The following is a 20297-nucleotide window of genomic DNA, read 5'->3' as shown; positions in this document are numbered from 1 at the left end:
AGAGATTGCTGATTAATGCATGTCCAAGAGCTGGCCGTACAGACGCAGAGCCGATAACCGTCTATTACGCGGTTATCGGCTCTCTGACTCTGATATTAGAAATTAACACTGGTTCCAATAACTGATGCTTATTCGGCCTTAGTCCCGCCAATGTTTACTTCGCTTGCAGGCTCCATCAACATGATATGACATTCCTTTTCGGCGGAAGGCTTGATCTCGACTCCCTTGGGGACAATATACATCTCGCCCTTGGAAATCTTCACTTGCCCATCACGAAAATCAATTATCATTTCCCCTTCGAGCACAAAAAATAACTTATCGGTCTCCTCATGAACATGCCACTCGAAATCTCCATTAATCTTAACGATCTTAAATTGATAGTCATTCATTTCACCAATGAGTTTGGGCGACCAAAGATCGTTTAATTTCGAAAATTCCTCATTTAATTGAATAGCTTGATAGTGCATCGTCATTCCTCCTGTGTATTAATCCTTTATGTTCAGTATACTGATCTAAGCTTTTGTATAACATGGATGCCTATTGAAATCAGGATGGATTATTGATGAACTTCAGACGATACTCCGTAGGAGAAATACCACATTGTTTCTTAAACACTCTACTAAAATAAAAGGGGTCAGCAATGCCGACGGTTTCAGCAATCTGTTGTACAGACGTATCACTTGCCAATAGCATTTGTTGTGCCATGTTTATACGATATTTCAATATATATTCTGCTGGACCCATACCTGCATGTCTTCTAAACACGTAGGAAAGTCGATTTCGATTAACGTTATTTTGTTCTGCAAGCGATGCGACAGTCAGACTTTGATCATAGTATTCTTGGATATAAGCAGAGATTCGTTCAAACAAAGCATCTGATTCACAACTATTCTGCCTATGATCAACACACAATAAGGTTTCATTCAGTACATCGCGAAACAGCATCTCGGTCTGAAATTTTGAAATACCTCCACGCTGGTTATACACATGCCACAGACGCATAATTAATTCGATCAGACGAGGGGAATGGCCCGTTGATAATTCAAAATGCTGATGAGAAAAACTTGACTCTTCCATGTCTGAACGACATATTCGGTATAAAACGAGGATGTATTCCCATTCCGAGTTATTAGACACGGTTTGATCCAGTTTCATTTTTGCACCCCCATGTACTACTTTTCCTGGCGAAAAGATATAAGGCGTGCCATCAAATTGAAATTGCGTTTCTCCTGTAAGTGGGAACACAAATCCAGGAAAAGAATCGGTATAGTCAGCATGGGGGACCCCTGGATTTCTAGCATATCGATATATTCCTTCGACTTGAAAAGGAATATGTGCAAAATGCGCTGCTAACTGATTAACGTCTACTTTCACATTACGTACCTCATTTCAAAAGTGTTTGCCGGTCATTCAAGATAAATCGTTGTGCATCTCACTCCAACATTATTGATAACGATTATCACTGTCAACATATATAATCAAATGGTTACTTTCAGCTAAATAAAAACCAGCGTTTGAGGATCTCATAAAGGATAACGCTACAATTTGCGAATGCCAAACCTCTTTTTTTACATATGGGCAATAGAATCCATCTTGTGTTAACATGTGCACTAACTAAACCAATTGCTTGATTGAGAAAGGGAACCCATGTCAATACGAATAAAAATGCTCCTGTCTTTCACGGGCATGCTCGTCATAAGTCTGCTGTTCATCCTGCTTACGGCAAGTCTGTATACGATTGCGGCCACAGGGGATCTACAGAGTTTCCGCGATATATACAAGGTGCATTATCAGATCAACCCCCTGACTGAACAGGGAGAATCGATCTTTCAAGAGATGAAGTTTCTGGCCAAAAATGACCCGGACGACCTGCAGAACAAGGTTTTGCTTCGTGAATATGACATGAAGCTTCGAGCTGAGAAGTCAGGGCTCTATGTCAGACGGGAGAATAACCAGATCTTCGAATCGCTGACTTTCAACCAGCCAGAACTGAAGCAAGCACTGCCTGCCTATGATCTTAACAATTATCAGATTCGGAGCACCTTCAATATTGGTGAGCGATTTTACGCATATGCGAAATTTGATTTTCAATATTCAGACGGGGAACGGGGGAGTATCTTCGTCATTCGTGAGAGAAGCCCCTTTGCGGAGCTTACTCGCAAGCTGCTACCTATGATGTCAATCCTGCTTATCGGCGTCCTCATCATTGCGAATCTGCTCTTGTTCCGCTGGATCACGCGCAGCTTCATTAAGCCCTTGAATCAACTAAGAAGCTCCGCTGAACATATTAAAGATGGCAATCTTTCCTTTAAGCTTCAGCTAAACTCTAATGACGAGGTTGGTCAACTCAGCGAAGCGTTTGAGAGCATGCGGAATCAATTACAGCGCTCTTATGCGTTACGTCAGCAAGACGAAGCGAACCGCAAAGAGCTCATCTCCAACATTTCGCATGATCTCCGTACGCCGATTACCAATATCAAAGGTTATATTGAGGGCATTCGTGACGGAGTGGCTAATACGCCCGAGAAAATGGAGAGTTACGTTAATATCATTCACTCCAAAGCAGTTAGCATGGATAAGCTGGTGGATGAACTGTTTTTGTATTCGAAGCTCGACTTGAACCAAGAGCCTTTCCTGTTCAAGACAGTTGATCTCGCTGATTTCCTTGAAGATAGCATTGAAGAGCTGAGATACGATCTAGAGGATAAAGGTGTTGCCCTGGATTGGAATAACCAGGTGTATGGTCCCGCCATGGCTGCTGTGGATCCGGAGAAGCTAAAACGTACCGTTGTCAATGTGGTGGATAATGCACTCAAATACATGGAGAATGAACAAAAACGATTTGAGATTACACTTCAAGCGGATGAGACATGGATTACGATGGCGTTTAAAGATAATGGCAGGGGAATACCCGAAGAGGCACTGCCTTATATATTTGAACGCTTCTATCGTGCAGAACAATCCCGCAATTCCTCAACGGGCGGAAGTGGACTTGGACTGGCAATTGCCCGCCAAATCATTGATGGACATGGGGGCTTCATCTGGGCTGAAAGCCAGCCTAATGATGGCACGAGCATATATATCAAGCTGAAACGGCTGAATGAAGAGAGGGACTAAGGAGTAATGGCAAACATTTTGATCATTGAAGATGAAACAACGATTGCGGAACTGGAACGTGATTATTTTGAGCTCAACGGATTTTCCGTGGATCTCTGCCATACTGGAGATGAAGGCCTGAAGCAGGCACTGGAGGGGGACTATAATCTGATCATTGTTGATCTGATGCTTCCGGGACTCGACGGCTTCGAATGTTGCAGACGTATCCGCGAGGTGAAAGAGGTGCCCATCCTTGTCGTTTCCGCGAAAAAGGAAGAAATCGATAAGATCAGGACATTCAATCTGGGAGTCGATGACTTTATTACAAAACCGTTCAGCCCAAGTGAATTGGTTGCGCGAGCAAAGGCTCATTTGACCCGATACGAGAGACTACTTGGCAAAAACAAACCGGCCCAGCAGGATGAAATCCACATTCGTGGGCTTCACATTGACAAAGGATCACGCCGCGTTTTCGTTAATGGAGAAGAGGTGGCGATTACAACCAAGGAATTCGAGTTACTTGTATTTCTTGCGAGTCATCCCAATCGTGTGTTCAGCAAATCCGATCTGTTCGAGCGCATCTGGGGCATGGATTCCACCGGAGACATTGCAACGGTAACCGTCCATATTCGCAAACTGCGTGGGAAGCTGGAGACAGACCCCAAAAATCCGGAGTATATCGAAACCGTCTGGGGAGCGGGTTACCGGTTTACTGCATAAGTTTCGTGAAAATTTAGACCCAGTTTATATTTTGTTAATAACTTTGTCCTTGGGAGTTTCTTTTTGTCCTCTATTCTATAGATACAGGCAACTACAACCTATAGAGGAGGAATTCAACCATGAATTCTACAACCCGCAAAATCGCTACATTTCTAACCATAACTGCATTAGGTACAGCAGTGTTCCCGTTAACTGCGAATCAAGTACATGCAGCTACATACGTTACTAACATTGCGGCAACAACCACACAGCTTACCCAACAACAGATTGAAGCTGCTATCAAGGATCTGAATAGCTTGGGGATCATGAACGGATATGCAGATCAATCCATGGGAGAACATAGAGCGATTACCCGTGCTGAACTAGCTTCATTGGTTTTCAAAACGTTTAATTTGGAGAGCAAGACGGGAGAAACCGTAGAACTAACGGACGTGAATCCGAACGCGTGGTATGCACCTTATGCATCAAAGCTCGTTGAACTTGGCATCATGCAGGCTAACGATGGACAATTCAATCCGCAGACTCAAGTGTCGGATGCTGAACTCGAACAGGTCGTATCCAAAGCGATGCAACGTGATGTAAAGTCCGTTCACCATTGGATGAGCGAGTTCTACTCCGAGAACGGTTCAGCAACCCGCGGCGAAGCAGCAGTGTTGTTGCAAACTGCTCACCAAGCTATTCCTTCGGAGCAAGCTCAAATCAAGAGCGTTAGATCACTGAATGCTATTACGTTAATCGTCACATTCGACAAACCGCTGACAGCGGCGGATGAGGCTTTTGCCAAGGCACAAACGGACTTTGCGTTTAGTGGTGGGCTGACGTTAACCAATATGCCCCGTCTGAAAACAGGGTCAATTGCAACTTACATCGTTCCAACGTCCGTACAAGATACAGATGAAGTGTATAACCTGACTTACAAAGGCCAAGACGCTAGTTCCTTTGAAGGCAGTGGTACGAAAATAAACATAACAACGGTTAGTCAAGTAACGAATGATACATTCGAGATTGAAGCACTGCAAGTGAACGGTGTAGTGGATTACGGTTACATTATTTCGGCATACAGCGGGGGTCGAGGAGCTAATGCGTTCGTCCTGAATGATCAAGAGCAAGCAGGAGGCAAAACGTATCAAGTTATCTCCTCCATGCAGGCAAGACAAGTTGTAATTACGCCAGAAGGTGGCGAGCCAATCGTTGCCAGATATGTTCCGTTCACGCAATCTACAGATGGCAAACAAGAACCGAAGTTCCGTTTGCCTGAAGGAAAAACGCTGAAATCAGGTGTCACATATACGGTTACTTCGGATTGGGCAAACCTAGAAAATGCTTCATTTACGGCGAAATCGTTTGATGCACTAGTGGTTGCAAGTGCTCAAGCAGTGAGCGAAACCGCCATTGAAGTTAGGCTTGTCCAAGATCCTGAGGATGAACTGTTCTCTGGTCGAAGTGTAACGTTAACTTCACCTAGCGGGGATGTTGTGACGGCCACTTATAAATATTCAAGCCGAAAAGGTGCCACGGGTGTATTCGACATAACGAATGATGGAAAGTTGACTTCAGGTACTACGTATACAATAAACCCAGTTGGGGATTGGAGTGTCGCTTCTTCGGTTACCTTGACACTGGAGTAAAGGAGGCAGTATGAGTAAATCGCTGATCATCGTTGTCCTGATAAGCAGTATGTTGATCGTCCAAGGCTGCGTGCCTGAAATGAAAAACGACTCCAACGTGGAGGAAAAGGCCATGACTTCAGCAGATGAACAGCTGTTCAAGGCAGTAGAGGACAGCGATATTAATCGCATCGAACAATGGATTCAAGCAGGCGCCAATATCAATGCTCAAGATCAGAGTGGACGAACGGCTACAATGATTGCAACCTACAGTAATGATCTAACATCGGCTAAAGTGTTAATTGAAGCGGGTGCAGATGTGAACATACAGGACGATATGAAGAATAACCCGTTTCTGTATGCTGGCGCTGAAGGATTCTTGGATATCTTGAAGTTAACGATTGATGCTGGCGCGGACCCGGCGATAACGAATCGATATGGAGGGACAGCACTTATTCCGGCTTCGGAGCATGGATATGTGGATGTAGTACAGGAACTTCTGACTCAAACTTCGGTGAATGTGGACCATGTGAATCAATTGGGATGGACAGCACTGCTCGAAGCGATCATTCTTAACGATGGCAATGCTCGGCAGCAGGAGACGATACAATTACTCATTGACCACGGAGCCGACGTAAACATATCGGATCGTGATGGGGTGTCCCCGCTCAGTCATGCGAAGAATAAAGGCTTTAAAGAAATTGAAGAAATGTTGGTACGGGCTGGAGCGGAATAGAAATGATTTAGGGTAAAAGAGATACAAGATAGAATGTAAGGATTCGGTAGAAAATGGTGCCGGACTCGAACAAAGTACCACATACAAAAGCCGCTATTATAGCGGTTTTTTATGGTATAGGGGAACCAAGCTTTCATCACGAGCAAGAGCAGGATAAGAGCTTGTATTTTATCCGACTAGAGGGATAGGTCCTGATTAAATATCTAGTTTGCGAGTACTGATCCATTTCACCATTTCAGGATCGTTTTTCTTTTTGCATATAATCACCTCCAGTTGTGGCATGTCTATAACATTCCTGCTCTAATAACCGATATCCAATTTGTCTTATATGTTTGCCTAATTCTCTTCTCACCTATGCATCCAGAATAAAGTTGTCCAAGAATGACATCATAAAGAAGTAGTATACATCTCAGTTTCCAGAGGAGGATATCTTTTATGGCTGACCAGAAGAAAAGAAAAGAAGCTGCCTGGAAGTCACGAAAGCAAGAACAGCATCCCCATGGCAAAATCAAATCGCTTAAAGAATTATCCAGCGAATATGAAGAGAAACCTACTACGAATTAAGCAAAAGACTGTCAGTGAACATTGCTGGCAGTCTTTCTTCATATGTTGCAGACATTGAGCAATAAGTACATACTCTATTCTAAAAACGAATGAATAGAAGCAATAATGTCTATATAGTTCGTAAATAACTGTGAACAAATCGTTAATTCATTGACATTGCATGTCATTTTAATTAGAATACGAAATGGACTTCAGGTTAAAACAGATATGAGTATCTTTATGTTTAGTTTAGAGCTTAGCTGTTGAATCTTTAAATCCTAACAACGAATATAGGAGCGACAATATTACAATCCTATATGAAGATTAGGATTTTTTGTTTTTAGCTTTGGAGTATAATTTGAAAGTTGGAGGCTGGCTTTACCATGGACAAATGGTTCAAACTTAAAGAACGAGGCACGAGCATTCCCACAGAAATTATCGCAGGGGTTACAACATTCTTCACAATGGTATACATAGTTATCGTAAACCCAGGAATACTCAGCAGTACGGGGATGGACTTTAACGGAGTATTCATAGCAACGGTACTGGCAAGTATTGTGGGAACTCTGATTATGGGGATATGGTCCAATTATCCGATCGTCATCGCACCGGGTATGGGCCTGAATGCATTCTTTGCCTATAGCGTAGTTGCCGGGTATGGCGTGTCTTGGCAGATTGCACTGGGAGCCGTATTTATAGCAGGAATTTTGTTTATTATTTTATCGCTTACTTCATTCCGTTACATGTTGCTAGATGCAATTCCTGCAAGCTTAAAACATGCCATAACAGCAGGGATCGGGTTGTTTATTACAACGGTAGGTTTGCAAAACGCCGGAATTATTGCCGATTCAGAATCGAATTTGATTACGATCGGGAACTTGGCTGAGCCAATGACTTATCTGACCATTATCGGATTGATTATTACCGTTGTGCTGATGGCTTATAATGTGAAAGGTTATCTGTTCATCGGAATGGTGGTTACAGCGATACTTGCCTGGATCATGGGACTATTCCAAATGCCGGAATCGATTGTATCCATGCCTCAAGGCCTCTCGTCAACGGCTCTGCAACTGGATCTGGCAGGTGTATTCTCGAATGGCTTGTATACGATCATATTTACCTTCTTGTTGATCACACTGTTTGATACGACGGGCACGATGCTCGGCGTTGCTGAACAAGCAGGACTACTGAAGGATGGGAAATTCCCGCGTTCGCGCGGTGCACTATTGGCAGATGCCGTAGGAACAACCTCAGGCGCTTTGCTCGGAACAAGCCCAACATCGGCTTATATCGAGTCCAGCACAGGGGTGGCTGCAGGAGGGAGAACGGGACTAACAGCGGTAACGGTAAGTGTACTGCTTGCGCTGACGTTGTTCTTCACACCGATCGTAAGCGTGATATCTGGTATTCCGGCGATCACTTCTCCGGCACTGATTATTGTTGGGTACTTTATGATTAACGTCATTAGCAAAATCAAATGGGATGATCTCGAAGAAGCATTTCCTGCCTTCCTGATTATCATCCTTACTCCGTTGACGCACAGTATTGCGACAGGTATCGGCGTAGGCTTCATCTTCTATCCGGTACTCAAGCTGCTTCGTGGAAAAGGTAAAGATGTTCATCCGATATTCTACATTTTTGCGGTATTGTTCTTCATTCAGCTTGTATTCCTGGACCACTAAAACTGTCTAATCAAAAAGAGAACTGCTCTAACAAGCAGCTCTCTTTTTTTTGTGCAGTTCATACTCCGTTCATATTCCCGTCACGAAGAGGACATCTTCCACGGTTACACTATACCTATGTCGCAAGAGCGGCTCTACAGATATAAAGGACAGGAGAAGATTGATTTGGAAAAAACAGTGGAAGTAACAACAACGGGGACTAAGGGCCGTAAAAAACAGAACTTATGGTTAAAAATAATAGGCGGTATTGTCGGCGCGCTGGTGCTGTTCATGGGCATCACGTTTGTCGTTCATACAATAAGTAATGGGGCCGAGAAAAAGAAAATCGAATCGTACGGCCAATATGTCAATGTCGACGGGAAAAATATGAATGTGTCCATTCAAGGCAGCGGCGAACAAACCATTGTGCTTCTTCCTGGACAAGGAACTCCGTCGCCAGTACTGGATTTCAAATTGTTAATCGATGAATTAACCCCTGATTACAAAGTTGTGGCGATTGAGCCTTTTGGTTATGGATTAAGCGACCAGACCGAAACGGAGAGAACCACCGAGAATATCGTTAGTGAAATTCATGAAGCTGTACAGCAGCTCGGTATAGATCGTTATATTCTGATGGGGCATTCCATCACGGGACTGTACGCGGCGACTTATGTGAACACGTATCCGGATGAAGTCTCTGCTTTTGTCGGGATCGATAGCAGTGTTCCGAATCAACCTGGCATGGATGTTAAATTACCCTTGAACCTAATGAAATTCCTTCAAAAATCGGGCCTAATGAGAGTCCTTCAAGCAGTGAGCGGTGATTCATATGCATCACTTGCATACGATGAACATACCAAAGAACAGATGAAATTGATTTCGAATCAAGTCTCGACGAATCCGACATTAGTAGATGAGCTTAAACACCTGGGTTCCAATTTCAAAAATGGAGAAAAACTCACGTATCCTCGTGATCTGCCAGTACTTCTCTTTGTTCTTTCCAATAACGAGAAAAACCCACAGTGGATTCCGTTACATGAGGAGCAAGTGACACAATCCGCACAAGGAAAAATGATCCCGATGGAAGGTTCACATTACCTGCATCATACGAAATACAAAGAAATCGCCGAGGAATTCAAATCTTACATGAAACAAATCCAATAGCATAATTGATTATTAAACTGCGGTGCCGAAACTTGGTGCCGTGGTTTTTCTAATTACCATTAGCGAAACTACTGTACCAAATGTTCCAAATCCGGTTGCAATTGGGTCCGCAAAACATATAGCATCACGGCCCCAACAAGGAACGCCACGGCATCCGCAATAACGAGCGACCAGATCACTCCATGAAAGCCGTTCATATGATTAGCGATATACAATACAGGAATCAGCGTAATTCCTTGAATTATGGACATGACAAACGCGGCAGTTCCTTGGGCTGTTGCTTGAAAGATCCCCATAAACAAAGAAGTCATTCCTGTAATAAACAAGGATAAGAATGTCACATGGAGAATGTAGCTACCCATCTCAATTAATTGCGGATCAGTCGTAAATAAACCAATCAAATGGTCAGAGATCAGATAGACGATAACCCCAAACAGGACGGCTAAGCCCAAAATAGCTTTGATCGTGAATCCAATAGTTTGTTTCATGCGTAATTTATTCGCTGTAAATGAGAAGGCAATCAACGGCACAACTCCCTCGCACAAGCCCATCAGAATAAACTCAGGAAATTGCAATAAACGTGATGAAATCCCATACCCCGCAATGGCCCGATCCCCATATTCGACAAGAAAAAGGTTAAGAACAAGCGACATTGCACCCAAGAAGACACTCATAACAAAGACGGGAACTCCAATTTTCAATACATTGCTCAGGATGTCCTTGGTCACCTTGAACCATTTCAGGGAGACGGTTAAGAACTGACTCTTATAACTTATATGGTAAGCGTAAAATGCACTCGCAACCAAGTTGGAGATGACGGTAGCAGATGCAACGCCAATCACGCCCCAATGGAAGACAAAAATGAATAGCGCATCGAGGATAATATTTATAACAACACTGAGAATCATACCGGTCATTGAGGTGATTGCTGAACCCTCCGAGCGCACGATATTCTCCAGCGTGAAGAATAAGATGACGAAGGGTGAACCAATAAGCATAATCGTGACATACTCTTTCGTAAATCCGAAGGACTCTGGCGTTGCCCCCAGCCCATGAACGATTGGTTCGATCAGCGGGAGGCCAACGGCCATCACAATAATTCCGAGAACTAAACTACTGTAAAAGGCGAATGAAGATACATGCTTCAAATCATCGACTTTTTTCTCTCCCAGCAAACGGGAGATGAATGTACCGCTGCCTATACCAATTAAATTACCAAGGGCCATGATGACCGCGAATAAAGGTAAAGTTAATGCGAGTGCGGTTAACATTGCTGTATTACCCAGTGTGCCAAGGAAATAGGCATTCAAGATGGAGTAAATAACACTCATTGACGTGCCTAGCATCATTGGGACAGCAAAGTGAGCTACGGCTTTGGCGATCGGTGCTTTTTCAAAGTAATGGAGGTTTTCTGCATCCATGTGGGTCACTACTTTCTTCGTTAATATTGATTTAATCTAACACCGTTAGATTGAACCTTACAGTGTTAGATGTTATCATGAACGTATGAACCTGTAAAGCATAAACTTACACTGTTAGATAAAAGGGCGGATACCGATGAAAAAACAACAACCTCAGATTTCGGAAGAAAAGATTTTGGAAATTTCGTGGGAGCTTCTCGGAGAAGAGGGCATCGATAAATTCAGCATGAGACGCTTGGCAGACAAGCTGGGGATTCAGGCTCCATCTCTATACTGGTACTTTAAGAGCAAGCAGATGCTCTACCAGCGTCTGGCCAATCAAATATCGAAAATTATTCTGGACGAGTTTCACACTGAAGGGGACTGGAAGGAGCAGATGGAGGGGCTTGCGGTGACGGTGCGGAGTGTGCTCAGCAGATACCCGTGCTCCACACAGCTCATGATGATGACGCTGCCCCACGAGCCGGACATGATCCGCTTTACCAACCGCATGTTGCTCTGCATGGAATCAACGCCACTAGAGCAAGAGCAGAAATTACAGGCCGTTCTTACACTGGTCAACTATGTATTCTATTTCGTACTGGACGATTATCAGCATCAGCGCAATATATCTGCTGTTCTTAAGGACCAGGAAGCACTTGAGGGTGAAGAGATGGTTAGCCTTCTGGATTCTATGAGTGAGAAGGAAGCGGGTCTGTTCAGCAGGATGTATAAGAACGGTATGTTTGAGGTGATGGGAACCGACGGAGCTTTCGAGTTCGGCTTGAAGCTTATTTTGCTCGGGATCGAACAAGTGATAAAGAAACCCACCGAGGAATAAACTCCGGTGGGTTTCTTCTTATACTCACGTTAATCCCTTTATCACTCTAAAATTTAGCCTGAATTTCTTTTAAAAACAAATCCGCAGCAGTCGAAAAGACCTGATGTTTTTTCCAAACGATATTTAAACCAGATTCGAGTCTTGGCTCCAGGGGTCTGAAACAAAGATCGCTTTCACTGGACGTATTCACTATTTTATCAAGTGTTAATGCATAACCAATGCCTTCTTCAACCATAATGGCAGCATTATATGCAAGATTGTATGTAGTAACGACGTTTAATTTGTCAAAATCTTCACCAAACCAATCCGCAAACTCATTTTTCGAAAATGTCTGCTTCATTGACTGTCGTGAACAGATCAGTGGAACATGTAATAAGTCTGTGGATCGAATCGTTTTCTTTGGAGGCGAGTGGACTTTCTTTTCTCATAACCACTCCCCAAACATCCTTGTCGGAGAAATTAATATAGTTATATTTTGAAACATCCGCTGGCTGGATTAGAACACCGAAGTCAAGGAGTCCCTTGTCGAGCCGCTCAGTAACATCATCTTCGTTACCGCTGTATAGGTGATATCGTATATTGGGATATTTGTTCTGCACGTCTTTTGCCACTCTTGCAATCTGTTTCATGGCTTCTGTTTCTCCACCGCCAATATAAATATCACCACTTATGGTTTCTTCCATGGATTGAAATTCTGCCTCTAATTTATCGACCATACCCACAATTTCTTCAGCTCTATTTCTTAAAAGCATACCTTCATCTGTGAGAATAATTCGGTAACTACTGCGGATAAATAATTTCTTTCCCAACTCTTGTTCAAGGTCTTTCAATTGTCTGGACAAGGTTGGCTGCGTAACATGCAAGAAATCAGCAGCACGTGTAATGCTTCCTTCTCTGGCGACCGTAAGAAAATAACGCAATACTCTAATCTCCATCTTAACTCCTCCTTTATCCTTCATATTCTACAATAAATCCTTCAGAAATGCCTTTCAAGCATAACTTGATATAAGATATGAGTATTTGCTATATGGTGTATAAACGCTAAACTAAAGAGCGAGGCAACTGGAGAAGAAACTGAAGGGAATGAATGATATGAATAAGACAAAGGTATGGTTTATCACTGGCGCTGGTCGAGGTATGGGCACTACTATTGCGAAGGTTGCTTTAACTGCTGGTGCAGAGCAGAAAATTGCCAAACTTCAGACAGAGATCAATGCTTACCGGGATCTCTCTAGATCCATGGCATATGACAACTAAACGAAATCACCTGCTTGTATTCATACTGACCTTTGGTGTGTTCGGTATATTAAATACGGAGATGGGTGTAATCGGAATCTTGCCTTTGATTGCAGACCATTACCAGGTCAGTATCTCAACCGCTGGTTTGATTGTGAGTCTTTTTGCGCTTGCGGTTGCTGTATCTGGCCCCATTTTGCCCTTATTATTTTCAGGCATGAACCGCAAGTATGTCATGTTGTTCGTGCTTGGCATTTTTATTGTGGGCAGCCTGGTCTCCGCCATCACATCAAACTTTACGGTATTGGTCATTGCACGTGTCGTTCCGGCTTTTTCCCATCCTGCTCATTGGCATTTACGGTCGCAGCGGCGTCAGTCCCCAAGGAAGAGGCGCCGAAGGCAGTGGCTAAAGTATTTGTAGGCGTGTCGGCAGGCATGGTACTCGGAGTACCCCTTTCGAGCTTGATTGCTACCCGCACATCGTTGTTCTATGCGATGTTGTTCTTTGCCGCCGTAACGATCGTCGCATTCGTAGCAATACTTCTGTTCGTGCCCTCCATACCAGTTACGAAAAAACTCTCTATGGGTACTCATCTGTATGTATTGAGAAGATCCGTGATGTGGCTATCCATTGCTGGTGTGATCTTCATGAACGGAGCTGTATTTGGGGTATATAGTTACCTTGCCGAGTTCCTGAAAACCGTGACAAGATATGGCTGGAACACCGTCAGTGTGATGTTATTTCTATATGGCTTGGCCAATATGGTTGGGAACATGATAGCGGGGAAACTGCTCGCTAATCACCCGTTAAGAACGGTCAAGATGTATCCATTTGCATTAATAGCCGTTTACATCTTGCTGTTCACCTTCGGACAATTCAGTGTGCCAACAGCCTTCTTTATTTTCATTTGGGGGATCTTAGGAGGCATAGGTGGCAACATTACTCAATATTGGGTGGTGTCTGCAGCCCCAGAGGCACCCGAATTGTCGAATGGGATCTTTCTAACCTCTTCCAACCTGGGAACAACATTTGGCGCAAGTGTATGTGGACTAATCTTAAATGGAATAAGTACACAATATATCGTAGTTGGAGGAATCGTATTTCTTATATTTAGTATTGTAATGAATTACTTCAGAATCTCCGTGACTGGTCGAATAAAGAGTTCAAATGTCGAAGGATAAAAGCGACATGCGTTTTATATTACCGTTGCTTACCAACATTCTTCGCATGGAATCCAATCTCATTGAAAAAGGTAGTGGATTTCAATGTTTACTATACTCTACTTCTACCAGGGTTTGAACCCTCAGAGTGTTCTCTATATAATAACCATAATGCTTACTTCACTTACCCAAGTTAGGGATAATTTGAAAAGAAGGTGATGGTTAATGAGCGAACCTTGGACTGCTTCAATGAGTGGTGCTCCCTGGAATCATGACAAAATGAGTAACGCCGTCACTCAATTGCGAAACCGCGCTACGATAAGTTTTGTAGTTGGGCTGGACGAGGCGCATGATCTACGTCAACTGGATGAACATGTGTTTGCCAAACGCCCGGATCTGATTCTATCCATCTCAAACACTGATGTGAAAGGGCGATATACCGAAGAGTTTTTGGAGATTCTCGCTGCACTAAAACATGTTACCGCTGTGCAGTTGGATCTCAAGCAGCCACAAGATCTGAATAGACTGGGTGCGATGCAAAGGATGGCGTTTCTCAACATTCGCTCACCCAAAATTCAAAATTTGGATTTCATACGTAACTTTAAATATTTAGATTATCTCGCACTTAGCGGGAAATTCTCTGATCTCTCACCAATTGAGGACTGTATCCGACTGCGTACCCTGGTTTTAAACTGCACTATTGATCGACTTGATTTTGTTGTGGACCTGCCGTTAATCGAATATTTGGCTATCGATCAGTGTACATTGAGCGGTTCGCTTGAGGTCCTGGCTGAATCGAATATAAGCATGCTGAGATTATCCTCTGTCCGTAATCTGACCGATATTGATGCAGTAGGGGCGCTACATAACCTAGTCTATCTACATCTATCATTACCTAAGATTGAGCGATTGTGCGACTTTTCAGGTATGAACAATCTCCTTCAACTAGAATTGGATTTCATGAAATCATTACAGGAGATTAATAATCTGTGGACTGCGGATCAATTAGAGGTACTGGTCTTAAAAGAGATACAAAAGGGGATCAAGGCGGAAGCTTTTGAGGGTTTACTCGAAATGCCAAAATTGCGCCAGGTGGATTTCCGTTATATCGATCACAGCAAAGGTCGTATAGCTGCCATGCGTAAACTCATGATGGATGCAGGAAAAGGCCATCTTCTCTATGAGAATATCGCTGAGGGAGAACGAATACAGTCCACGGGACTTGTGCATCTGTCCAAAATTCTAATGTAAGCATGACATTACTACATGAAGTATAGTTGTGAAAAAAAACAAAAGAGCAATCTCCAATGAGGTTGCTCTTTTGGTCATGGCTTATTTTGCCTAACGGTGTATACGCAGTTTCTTCCGCCTGCTAGAAGGTATTCTCCACGTTCAATATGAACATTATCGCCTAGAACCGTTTTGAATAAATGTAACTCATTCTTGCATAACCCGGTACATACAGCCGCCGCTTCACAGATTGGACAATGCTTCTCAATGAATAGGAGACTGCCATCATCCTGCTCCTTAACCTCAGCCATATAACCTTCATTGGTACGAATCTCGGCCAATTTCTCCAATCTCTCTCTGACTCCTGATGCATCGCCGAGATGCTGAAGATATTGTTCTTGCATATTTTTATTTCGAACATCCAGCAGCTTGTCCAGCCCTTCATTACCAAAAGCTTCTTTCATCGAATGGATAAGGCTGACAGATAAATCCGAATATCCACTTGGAAAAAAACGATTAGCCGCGGGAGTTAATATCCATAGCTTGGTGGGTCGACCCATAGGACGGGCCTCTTCCACATTCGTAACCAATCCTTCTTCTTTTAGCGCATTCAGATGTTGACGAATAGCCATTCCGGATAACGAAAACTGAGAGGAGAGTGCGACAACATCCATTCCCCCGCGCTCTTTTAACAGATCAATAATCGCTCTCCGGGTACGGGTCGAGACATCCTTTTTAGTTTGATTTCCGCTCATGGTGCACCTCCTTTTGAAACAACTGAATCTACATCACTCTCTACATTTTAAACAAAAATGTTGACAAAGTCAAAGTCGAACTGTAGCTTAGACATTATAAACAAAAATGTTTACTAAGTATCCGGATACGATGTATACATACCATTTTTCTTGGAGGTCACATTTCATGTCGTCTAATCATCAAAGTATTTTCAGCCCGCGTTATTTTGCACTATCCATAGGGATTATTTTATCAGTGATGGCCGTTGGATTCGAAGGTCTATCCGTAACCACCATTGCTCCTTCGATTGCTGGAGACTTGAACGGCCTTAGCCTGTTCGGATGGATATTCAGTACATACCTGCTTGCGCAGATTATCGGAACACTGGTCGTCGGTCGAATCATTGATAAAAGAGGACCTGCAGCACCGTTCACGTTTGCACTTCTGTTGTTTATCGTAGGGCTGATCGCTGCCGCAACCGCAGGCGATATGTATACCATGATAGGATCACGGGCCCTGCAGGGTTTGGGTGCCGGAGCTATGATGACTTGTGTGTATACGGCTATATCCTTAAGTTACCCGGATGAGTTACGCGCCAAAATACTTGGAGCATTTGGTACAGCCTATGTTCTTCCGTCCATGCTCGGTCCATATGTAGCCGGTCTTATCGCAGATCAGTGGTCCTGGCGCTTTGTTTTCTGGGGGATCTTACCTGTGCTGGTGGTTTCAGCATTGCTTAGTTTACCAGCCTTTAGGAAATTGAAAGTGCAGAAGACGGGAGGGGATAACGGATCTTCATCCACTTGGATGGCGTTACTCTTAACGTTAGGTACAGGGATTTTCCTGGTTGGTCTAAGTATGCTTCCGAGCATTATGGGATTTGTTTTAGTCATCATTGGCTTCGTATTGATGTTATTTCCGCTCCGTAAATTGCTACCGAAGGGAACACTTACGCTGCGCAGAGGAATGCCAGCTATTTTGGCAACACGTGGGTTGTTCTTCGCTGCCTATACCAGCACACAGAATTTCTTGGTATTGGCTCTGATTGATGTGAAAGGAATTACACCTTCTCAGGCCGGATTAATTGTCGCGAGTGCTGCATTAAGTTGGTGTATCATTGCGTATCTGCAAGGACGGTGGGATGCGGCAGATCAGGGCAGTGGACGTCATATGAGAATCATTCTTGGGGTATTGCTGCTTGCGATAGGGATTGCCATCGTATTTTGGGTACCTGTTGTGACCGTTACCATTGCAGTTATTGGTCAGATCATTGCAGGAGTTGGTATTGGATTGGCGCATCCGATTAGCGGTGTTGTCGCATTTTCCCAAACGGGGGAGGAAGGCGTGGGTCAAACCTCGGCAAATCTGCAATTTGCAGATTCTTTTACACCGGGCGTAGTGATCGGCATTGGTGGTTCCATTCTTGTAGTGTGTCAGGCTGGCGGTATGTCACTTCAATCCGGCTTAATTGTAGCCATGGGTTTCCATCTCTTGTTAATCGTCACGAGTATCATTGCCAGCACTCGGATCTCACCACGCGGATGAATAAGAAAGTGGGTGTACAGACCATTGTTCCCTGAAGATCCGAATAAACTATTTACAGCTTATCGCATCATCGGCACGAAATGGACGATCCATATATTATGCATTCTTTCTCAAGGTCCGAAGAAATTCGGCGAAATTTCCGATAGCATTCCTTCCATCTCGGAAATGATTCTCTCAAGACGTCTAAAGGATCTACAACATGATCATTTGGTCAAAAGAACAATACTGAGACGCCCTACACAAATCATTTATGAACTTACGCCAAAAGGAGTTGCTCTTGCTACATTCATACCCTGTCTAATGGACTGGGATACCAGCTTCTCAAAATGATACCGTTAAGGAGGAATGAAGATGATCATCGAGGTCAGTGATACAGCATCGGACAAAATCGTTGAGATCTTATCAAGTGCGGATATCCAAAATGCCTTCCTTAGAGTAGGCGTTGATGAAGGGGGATGCAGTGGTTTATCTTATACCCTTATCGTGGATGAACAGCAGGCAGAAGAAGACATTGTGTTAAATAAAAAGCAATTTAGGATATTGGTTCACACAAATAGTATTCCATATATTGATGGGCTTGAGATTGACTATGAAGAGAGCGGAATGTTAGGCGGATTCACCATGAATAATCCAAATGCCAAAGTTTCGTGTGGATGCGGGGCCAGTTTCAGAATGGCCAATTATCGTGGCGAAGTGAAAAAATGTGATTAAACTGAAGGAAGGAGTGCAGAGCAATGATCTCATTTGTAGTATCTGATAAAGCAATCGATTCATTTAAGAATGAATGGGAATTGGAAGAGGACCAATATGTAAGGATTTATGCAAAATATGTCGGAGGAGGCTCCGATGCTTTTACAATTGGCATAAATGCGAGTGCTGCACCGGTCGATCCCGCATTGGTTCAATCCATTGGAGGATTTCATTTCTTTGTTGAAAAAACAGATGCCTGGATCCTGCAGGATGAACTTCTCCAAATTGATTGTAATGAAAATGGCATATTTTCAAGCAAAATCTCCTATTGAACATGGGAATTATATTCTAGACCATAATCTTACTTTTTAAACATTTAACTTTACAAAGTAGAACACTTCATGTATATTCAGGGAGTAAAAAGGTTTATTTTACCATAATAACCATCTAATTACGGAGGTGTAGACGACAAATAACAATCAGATTGGAATATTTGATGCTCAGTACAGGGCGCCTACAATTGGGATTATGCTGGTTCTGGCAACCGTAGCTTTCGAAGGACTGGCTATCACGACGATTGCTGCGAAAATGGCACAAAGTTTAGAGGGCATTCATTTATACGGTTGGATCTTCAGCGCATTTTTGTTATCTCAGCTTATTGGAACCTTGGTTATGGGTCAGCAGATTGACAAGCGCGGCGTTTTTACATCCATGCTGATATCTTTTAGTGTTTTTGTGTTAGGAACTGTGGTCTCCGCTATCTCTTTCGATATGCACATGCTTATTGCAGGAAGAGCCCTTCAAGGTTTTGGAGCGGGGGCCCTGATCACATGCGTTTATACCTGTGTAACGTTACATTATCCAGATACACTTCGTACTCAAATCCTGGCCGCATTCTCTATGGCATTTGTCCTGCCTACCTTAATCGGACCTTATGCAGCAGGCCTTATTGCTTCCTACATCTCGTGGCGATATGTTTTCTGGATCGTTTTACCCTTGATTGGAATAGCGTTGAGTCTCACATTCCGTTCTTTTCGTAATTTGCAGCTTCAGCAAGATCTGACAGGTCCAGCGCGAGCAACCGACTCAAAGATTATGTATGCGATTTTGCTTGCCGTTGGAACGGGACTGTTACTCACAGGACTTGGTATGATTACCGATTGGAAAGGCATAGTACTCACTTTGGGTGGATTAGTCGTCATGATTCCACCCATGCGTAAATTGCTGCCTGTGGGGACTTTTTCGGTAAAGAAAGGATTGCCTGCTACTTTGGTTTCGAGAGGGCTATATGTTGCTTGTTATTTTACAACGGAAAGTTTTGTGATCTTGGCACTAACCGAAGTGAAGGGGTTATCAGCTGACCTTGCTGGCCTCATTGTAGCAGCAGGTTCTCTGAGCTGGTCCGCCGCAGCGTGGTTGCAAGCCAAGCTTGATGCACGAGATCAAGGTCGTGCTCGAAAGGGTAGGGTCATGACAGGCATTGGGATTATGATCGTTGGAACTGTACTTGTGATCCTGGCTCTTATTTTGACGGACGGCGGGATTATACTCATCCTTCTCTCACAAATGATTACAGGGTTTGGTGTTGGATTGGCCAACCCTACAACGGCAGCCATTGCTTTACAACATGCCTTGCCCAGGAAAGAGGGAGAAATGTCCGCGAATCTGCAATTTGTGGATTCCTTCTATATGGGAGTAAGCATTGGAGTTGGTGGCGCTCTGATTGCCTTGTCCGAAACTTTACAGTGGGGCATATCGACAGGTGTTTTGATCGTGTTAACACTGCAATTACTATGGGTCTTGTTAAGTTTCTTGGCATCACTACGAATTACCAAACTCGTTCATCAAGAACATCATCCAATCAGCCAGGTGAAGGATAACATCTCCATGTAACGGATGACGACCGCGTCGTTAAATACATCACGAAGAACG

Annotated in this window: 19 protein-coding genes and 2 pseudogenes; 16 read left to right on the top strand and 5 right to left on the bottom strand. The window is 43.5% G+C overall.

The window, feature by feature from the left end; all coding sequences use genetic code 11:
- Positions 1 to 128 precede the first annotated feature (128 nt).
- Both AC4G47_RS15640 and AC4G47_RS15635 read right to left on the bottom strand, forming a co-directional pair.
- Positions 129 to 467 (bottom strand): cupin domain-containing protein, encoded by a 339-nt coding sequence (locus AC4G47_RS15640; RefSeq protein WP_491101726.1) that lies wholly within the window; start codon positions 465 to 467, stop codon positions 129 to 131.
- 79 nt (positions 468 to 546) lie between these two features.
- Positions 547 to 1374 (bottom strand): helix-turn-helix transcriptional regulator, encoded by an 828-nt coding sequence (locus AC4G47_RS15635; protein WP_491101725.1) that lies wholly within the window; start codon positions 1372 to 1374, stop codon positions 547 to 549.
- A 273-nt stretch (positions 1375 to 1647) separates the two neighbouring features.
- On the opposite strand from AC4G47_RS15635, the gene AC4G47_RS15630 reads away from it, so the two are divergent.
- The 7 genes from AC4G47_RS15630 to AC4G47_RS15600 all read left to right on the top strand — a co-directional run bounded on the left by AC4G47_RS15630 (position 1648) and on the right by AC4G47_RS15600 (position 9527).
- Positions 1648 to 3117: a sensor histidine kinase gene (locus AC4G47_RS15630; protein WP_491101724.1), complete on the top strand. Its 1470-nt coding sequence runs from the start codon at positions 1648 to 1650 to the stop codon at positions 3115 to 3117.
- A gap of 6 nt (positions 3118 to 3123) precedes the next feature.
- Positions 3124 to 3816, top strand: coding sequence for a response regulator transcription factor (locus AC4G47_RS15625; protein WP_145325518.1), 693 nt, complete (start codon positions 3124 to 3126; stop codon positions 3814 to 3816).
- Positions 3817 to 3935: 119 nt separating this feature from the next.
- The gene (locus AC4G47_RS15620; RefSeq protein ID WP_491101723.1) at positions 3936 to 5444 is read left to right on the top strand and encodes an S-layer homology domain-containing protein; all 1509 of its coding nucleotides are present in this window, start codon (positions 3936 to 3938) and stop codon (positions 5442 to 5444) included.
- Between the two features lie 10 nt (positions 5445 to 5454).
- A complete protein-coding gene (locus AC4G47_RS15615; RefSeq protein WP_491101722.1) occupies positions 5455 to 6159 on the top strand; it encodes an ankyrin repeat domain-containing protein in 705 nt (234 codons plus the stop codon).
- A 435-nt stretch (positions 6160 to 6594) separates the two neighbouring features.
- Complete coding sequence (locus AC4G47_RS15610; protein ID WP_219845137.1) at positions 6595 to 6723, top strand: DUF6254 family protein; 129 nt, start codon at positions 6595 to 6597, stop codon at positions 6721 to 6723.
- Between the two features lie 362 nt (positions 6724 to 7085).
- Positions 7086 to 8384, top strand: coding sequence for an NCS2 family permease (locus AC4G47_RS15605; RefSeq protein ID WP_491101721.1), 1299 nt, complete (start codon positions 7086 to 7088; stop codon positions 8382 to 8384).
- Positions 8385 to 8549: 165 nt separating this feature from the next.
- Entirely contained in the window at positions 8550 to 9527 is a 978-nt protein-coding gene (locus AC4G47_RS15600) for an alpha/beta hydrolase (RefSeq protein WP_491101720.1), read from the top strand.
- Positions 9528 to 9595: 68 nt separating this feature from the next.
- Here the strand turns inward: AC4G47_RS15600 and AC4G47_RS15595 are convergent, their stop codons facing one another.
- Complete coding sequence (locus tag AC4G47_RS15595) at positions 9596 to 10948, bottom strand: MATE family efflux transporter (RefSeq protein WP_491101719.1); 1353 nt, start codon at positions 10946 to 10948, stop codon at positions 9596 to 9598.
- 136 nt (positions 10949 to 11084) lie between these two features.
- Here AC4G47_RS15595 and AC4G47_RS15590 point away from each other — a divergent pair, with 136 nt between their 5' ends.
- The gene (locus AC4G47_RS15590) at positions 11085 to 11768 is read left to right on the top strand and encodes a TetR/AcrR family transcriptional regulator C-terminal domain-containing protein (protein WP_491101718.1); all 684 of its coding nucleotides are present in this window, start codon (positions 11085 to 11087) and stop codon (positions 11766 to 11768) included.
- A 46-nt stretch (positions 11769 to 11814) separates the two neighbouring features.
- On the opposite strand, the pseudogene AC4G47_RS15585 reads toward AC4G47_RS15590, so the two are convergent.
- Positions 11815 to 12703, bottom strand: a pseudogene (locus tag AC4G47_RS15585) (LysR family transcriptional regulator).
- 157 nt (positions 12704 to 12860) lie between these two features.
- On the opposite strand from AC4G47_RS15585, the gene AC4G47_RS15580 reads away from it, so the two are divergent.
- The 3 genes and pseudogenes from AC4G47_RS15580 to AC4G47_RS15570 all read left to right on the top strand — a co-directional run bounded on the left by AC4G47_RS15580 (position 12861) and on the right by AC4G47_RS15570 (position 15416).
- Positions 12861 to 13025, top strand: a complete 165-nt coding sequence (locus AC4G47_RS15580; protein WP_491101717.1) for a hypothetical protein — start codon at positions 12861 to 12863, stop codon at positions 13023 to 13025.
- Positions 13015 to 14186 (top strand): annotated as a pseudogene (locus AC4G47_RS15575) (MFS transporter). The gene AC4G47_RS15580 and the pseudogene AC4G47_RS15575 overlap by 11 nt, the downstream one beginning before the upstream one ends.
- Positions 14187 to 14390: 204 nt before the next feature.
- On the top strand, positions 14391 to 15416 hold the full coding sequence (locus AC4G47_RS15570; protein ID WP_491101716.1) for a leucine-rich repeat domain-containing protein: 1026 nt from the start codon (positions 14391 to 14393) through the stop codon (positions 15414 to 15416).
- A 74-nt stretch (positions 15417 to 15490) separates the two neighbouring features.
- Here the strand turns inward: AC4G47_RS15570 and AC4G47_RS15565 are convergent, their stop codons facing one another.
- Positions 15491 to 16150, bottom strand: a complete 660-nt coding sequence (locus tag AC4G47_RS15565; RefSeq protein WP_491101715.1) for a helix-turn-helix transcriptional regulator — start codon at positions 16148 to 16150, stop codon at positions 15491 to 15493.
- A 166-nt stretch (positions 16151 to 16316) separates the two neighbouring features.
- Between AC4G47_RS15565 and AC4G47_RS15560 the strand changes: the two genes are divergently transcribed.
- From AC4G47_RS15560 to AC4G47_RS15540, 5 genes are all read left to right on the top strand, one after another.
- On the top strand, positions 16317 to 17675 hold the full coding sequence (locus AC4G47_RS15560; RefSeq protein WP_491101714.1) for an MFS transporter: 1359 nt from the start codon (positions 16317 to 16319) through the stop codon (positions 17673 to 17675).
- A 12-nt stretch (positions 17676 to 17687) separates the two neighbouring features.
- Complete coding sequence (locus AC4G47_RS15555; protein WP_491101713.1) at positions 17688 to 18005, top strand: winged helix-turn-helix transcriptional regulator; 318 nt, start codon at positions 17688 to 17690, stop codon at positions 18003 to 18005.
- Positions 18006 to 18026: 21 nt separating this feature from the next.
- Positions 18027 to 18386, top strand: coding sequence for a HesB/IscA family protein (locus tag AC4G47_RS15550; RefSeq protein ID WP_145325500.1), 360 nt, complete (start codon positions 18027 to 18029; stop codon positions 18384 to 18386).
- Between the two features lie 23 nt (positions 18387 to 18409).
- A complete protein-coding gene (locus AC4G47_RS15545; RefSeq protein WP_491101711.1) occupies positions 18410 to 18697 on the top strand; it encodes a hypothetical protein in 288 nt (95 codons plus the stop codon).
- 196 nt (positions 18698 to 18893) lie between these two features.
- Positions 18894 to 20258 (top strand): MFS transporter, encoded by a 1365-nt coding sequence (locus AC4G47_RS15540; protein WP_491101710.1) that lies wholly within the window; start codon positions 18894 to 18896, stop codon positions 20256 to 20258.
- Positions 20259 to 20297 lie beyond the last annotated feature (39 nt).

The sequence above is a fragment of the Paenibacillus sp. Negev47 genome (assembly GCF_058313655.1).
Note: the sequence above shows the minus strand (reverse complement) of the source record. Positions and strands in the feature narration are given on the sequence as shown.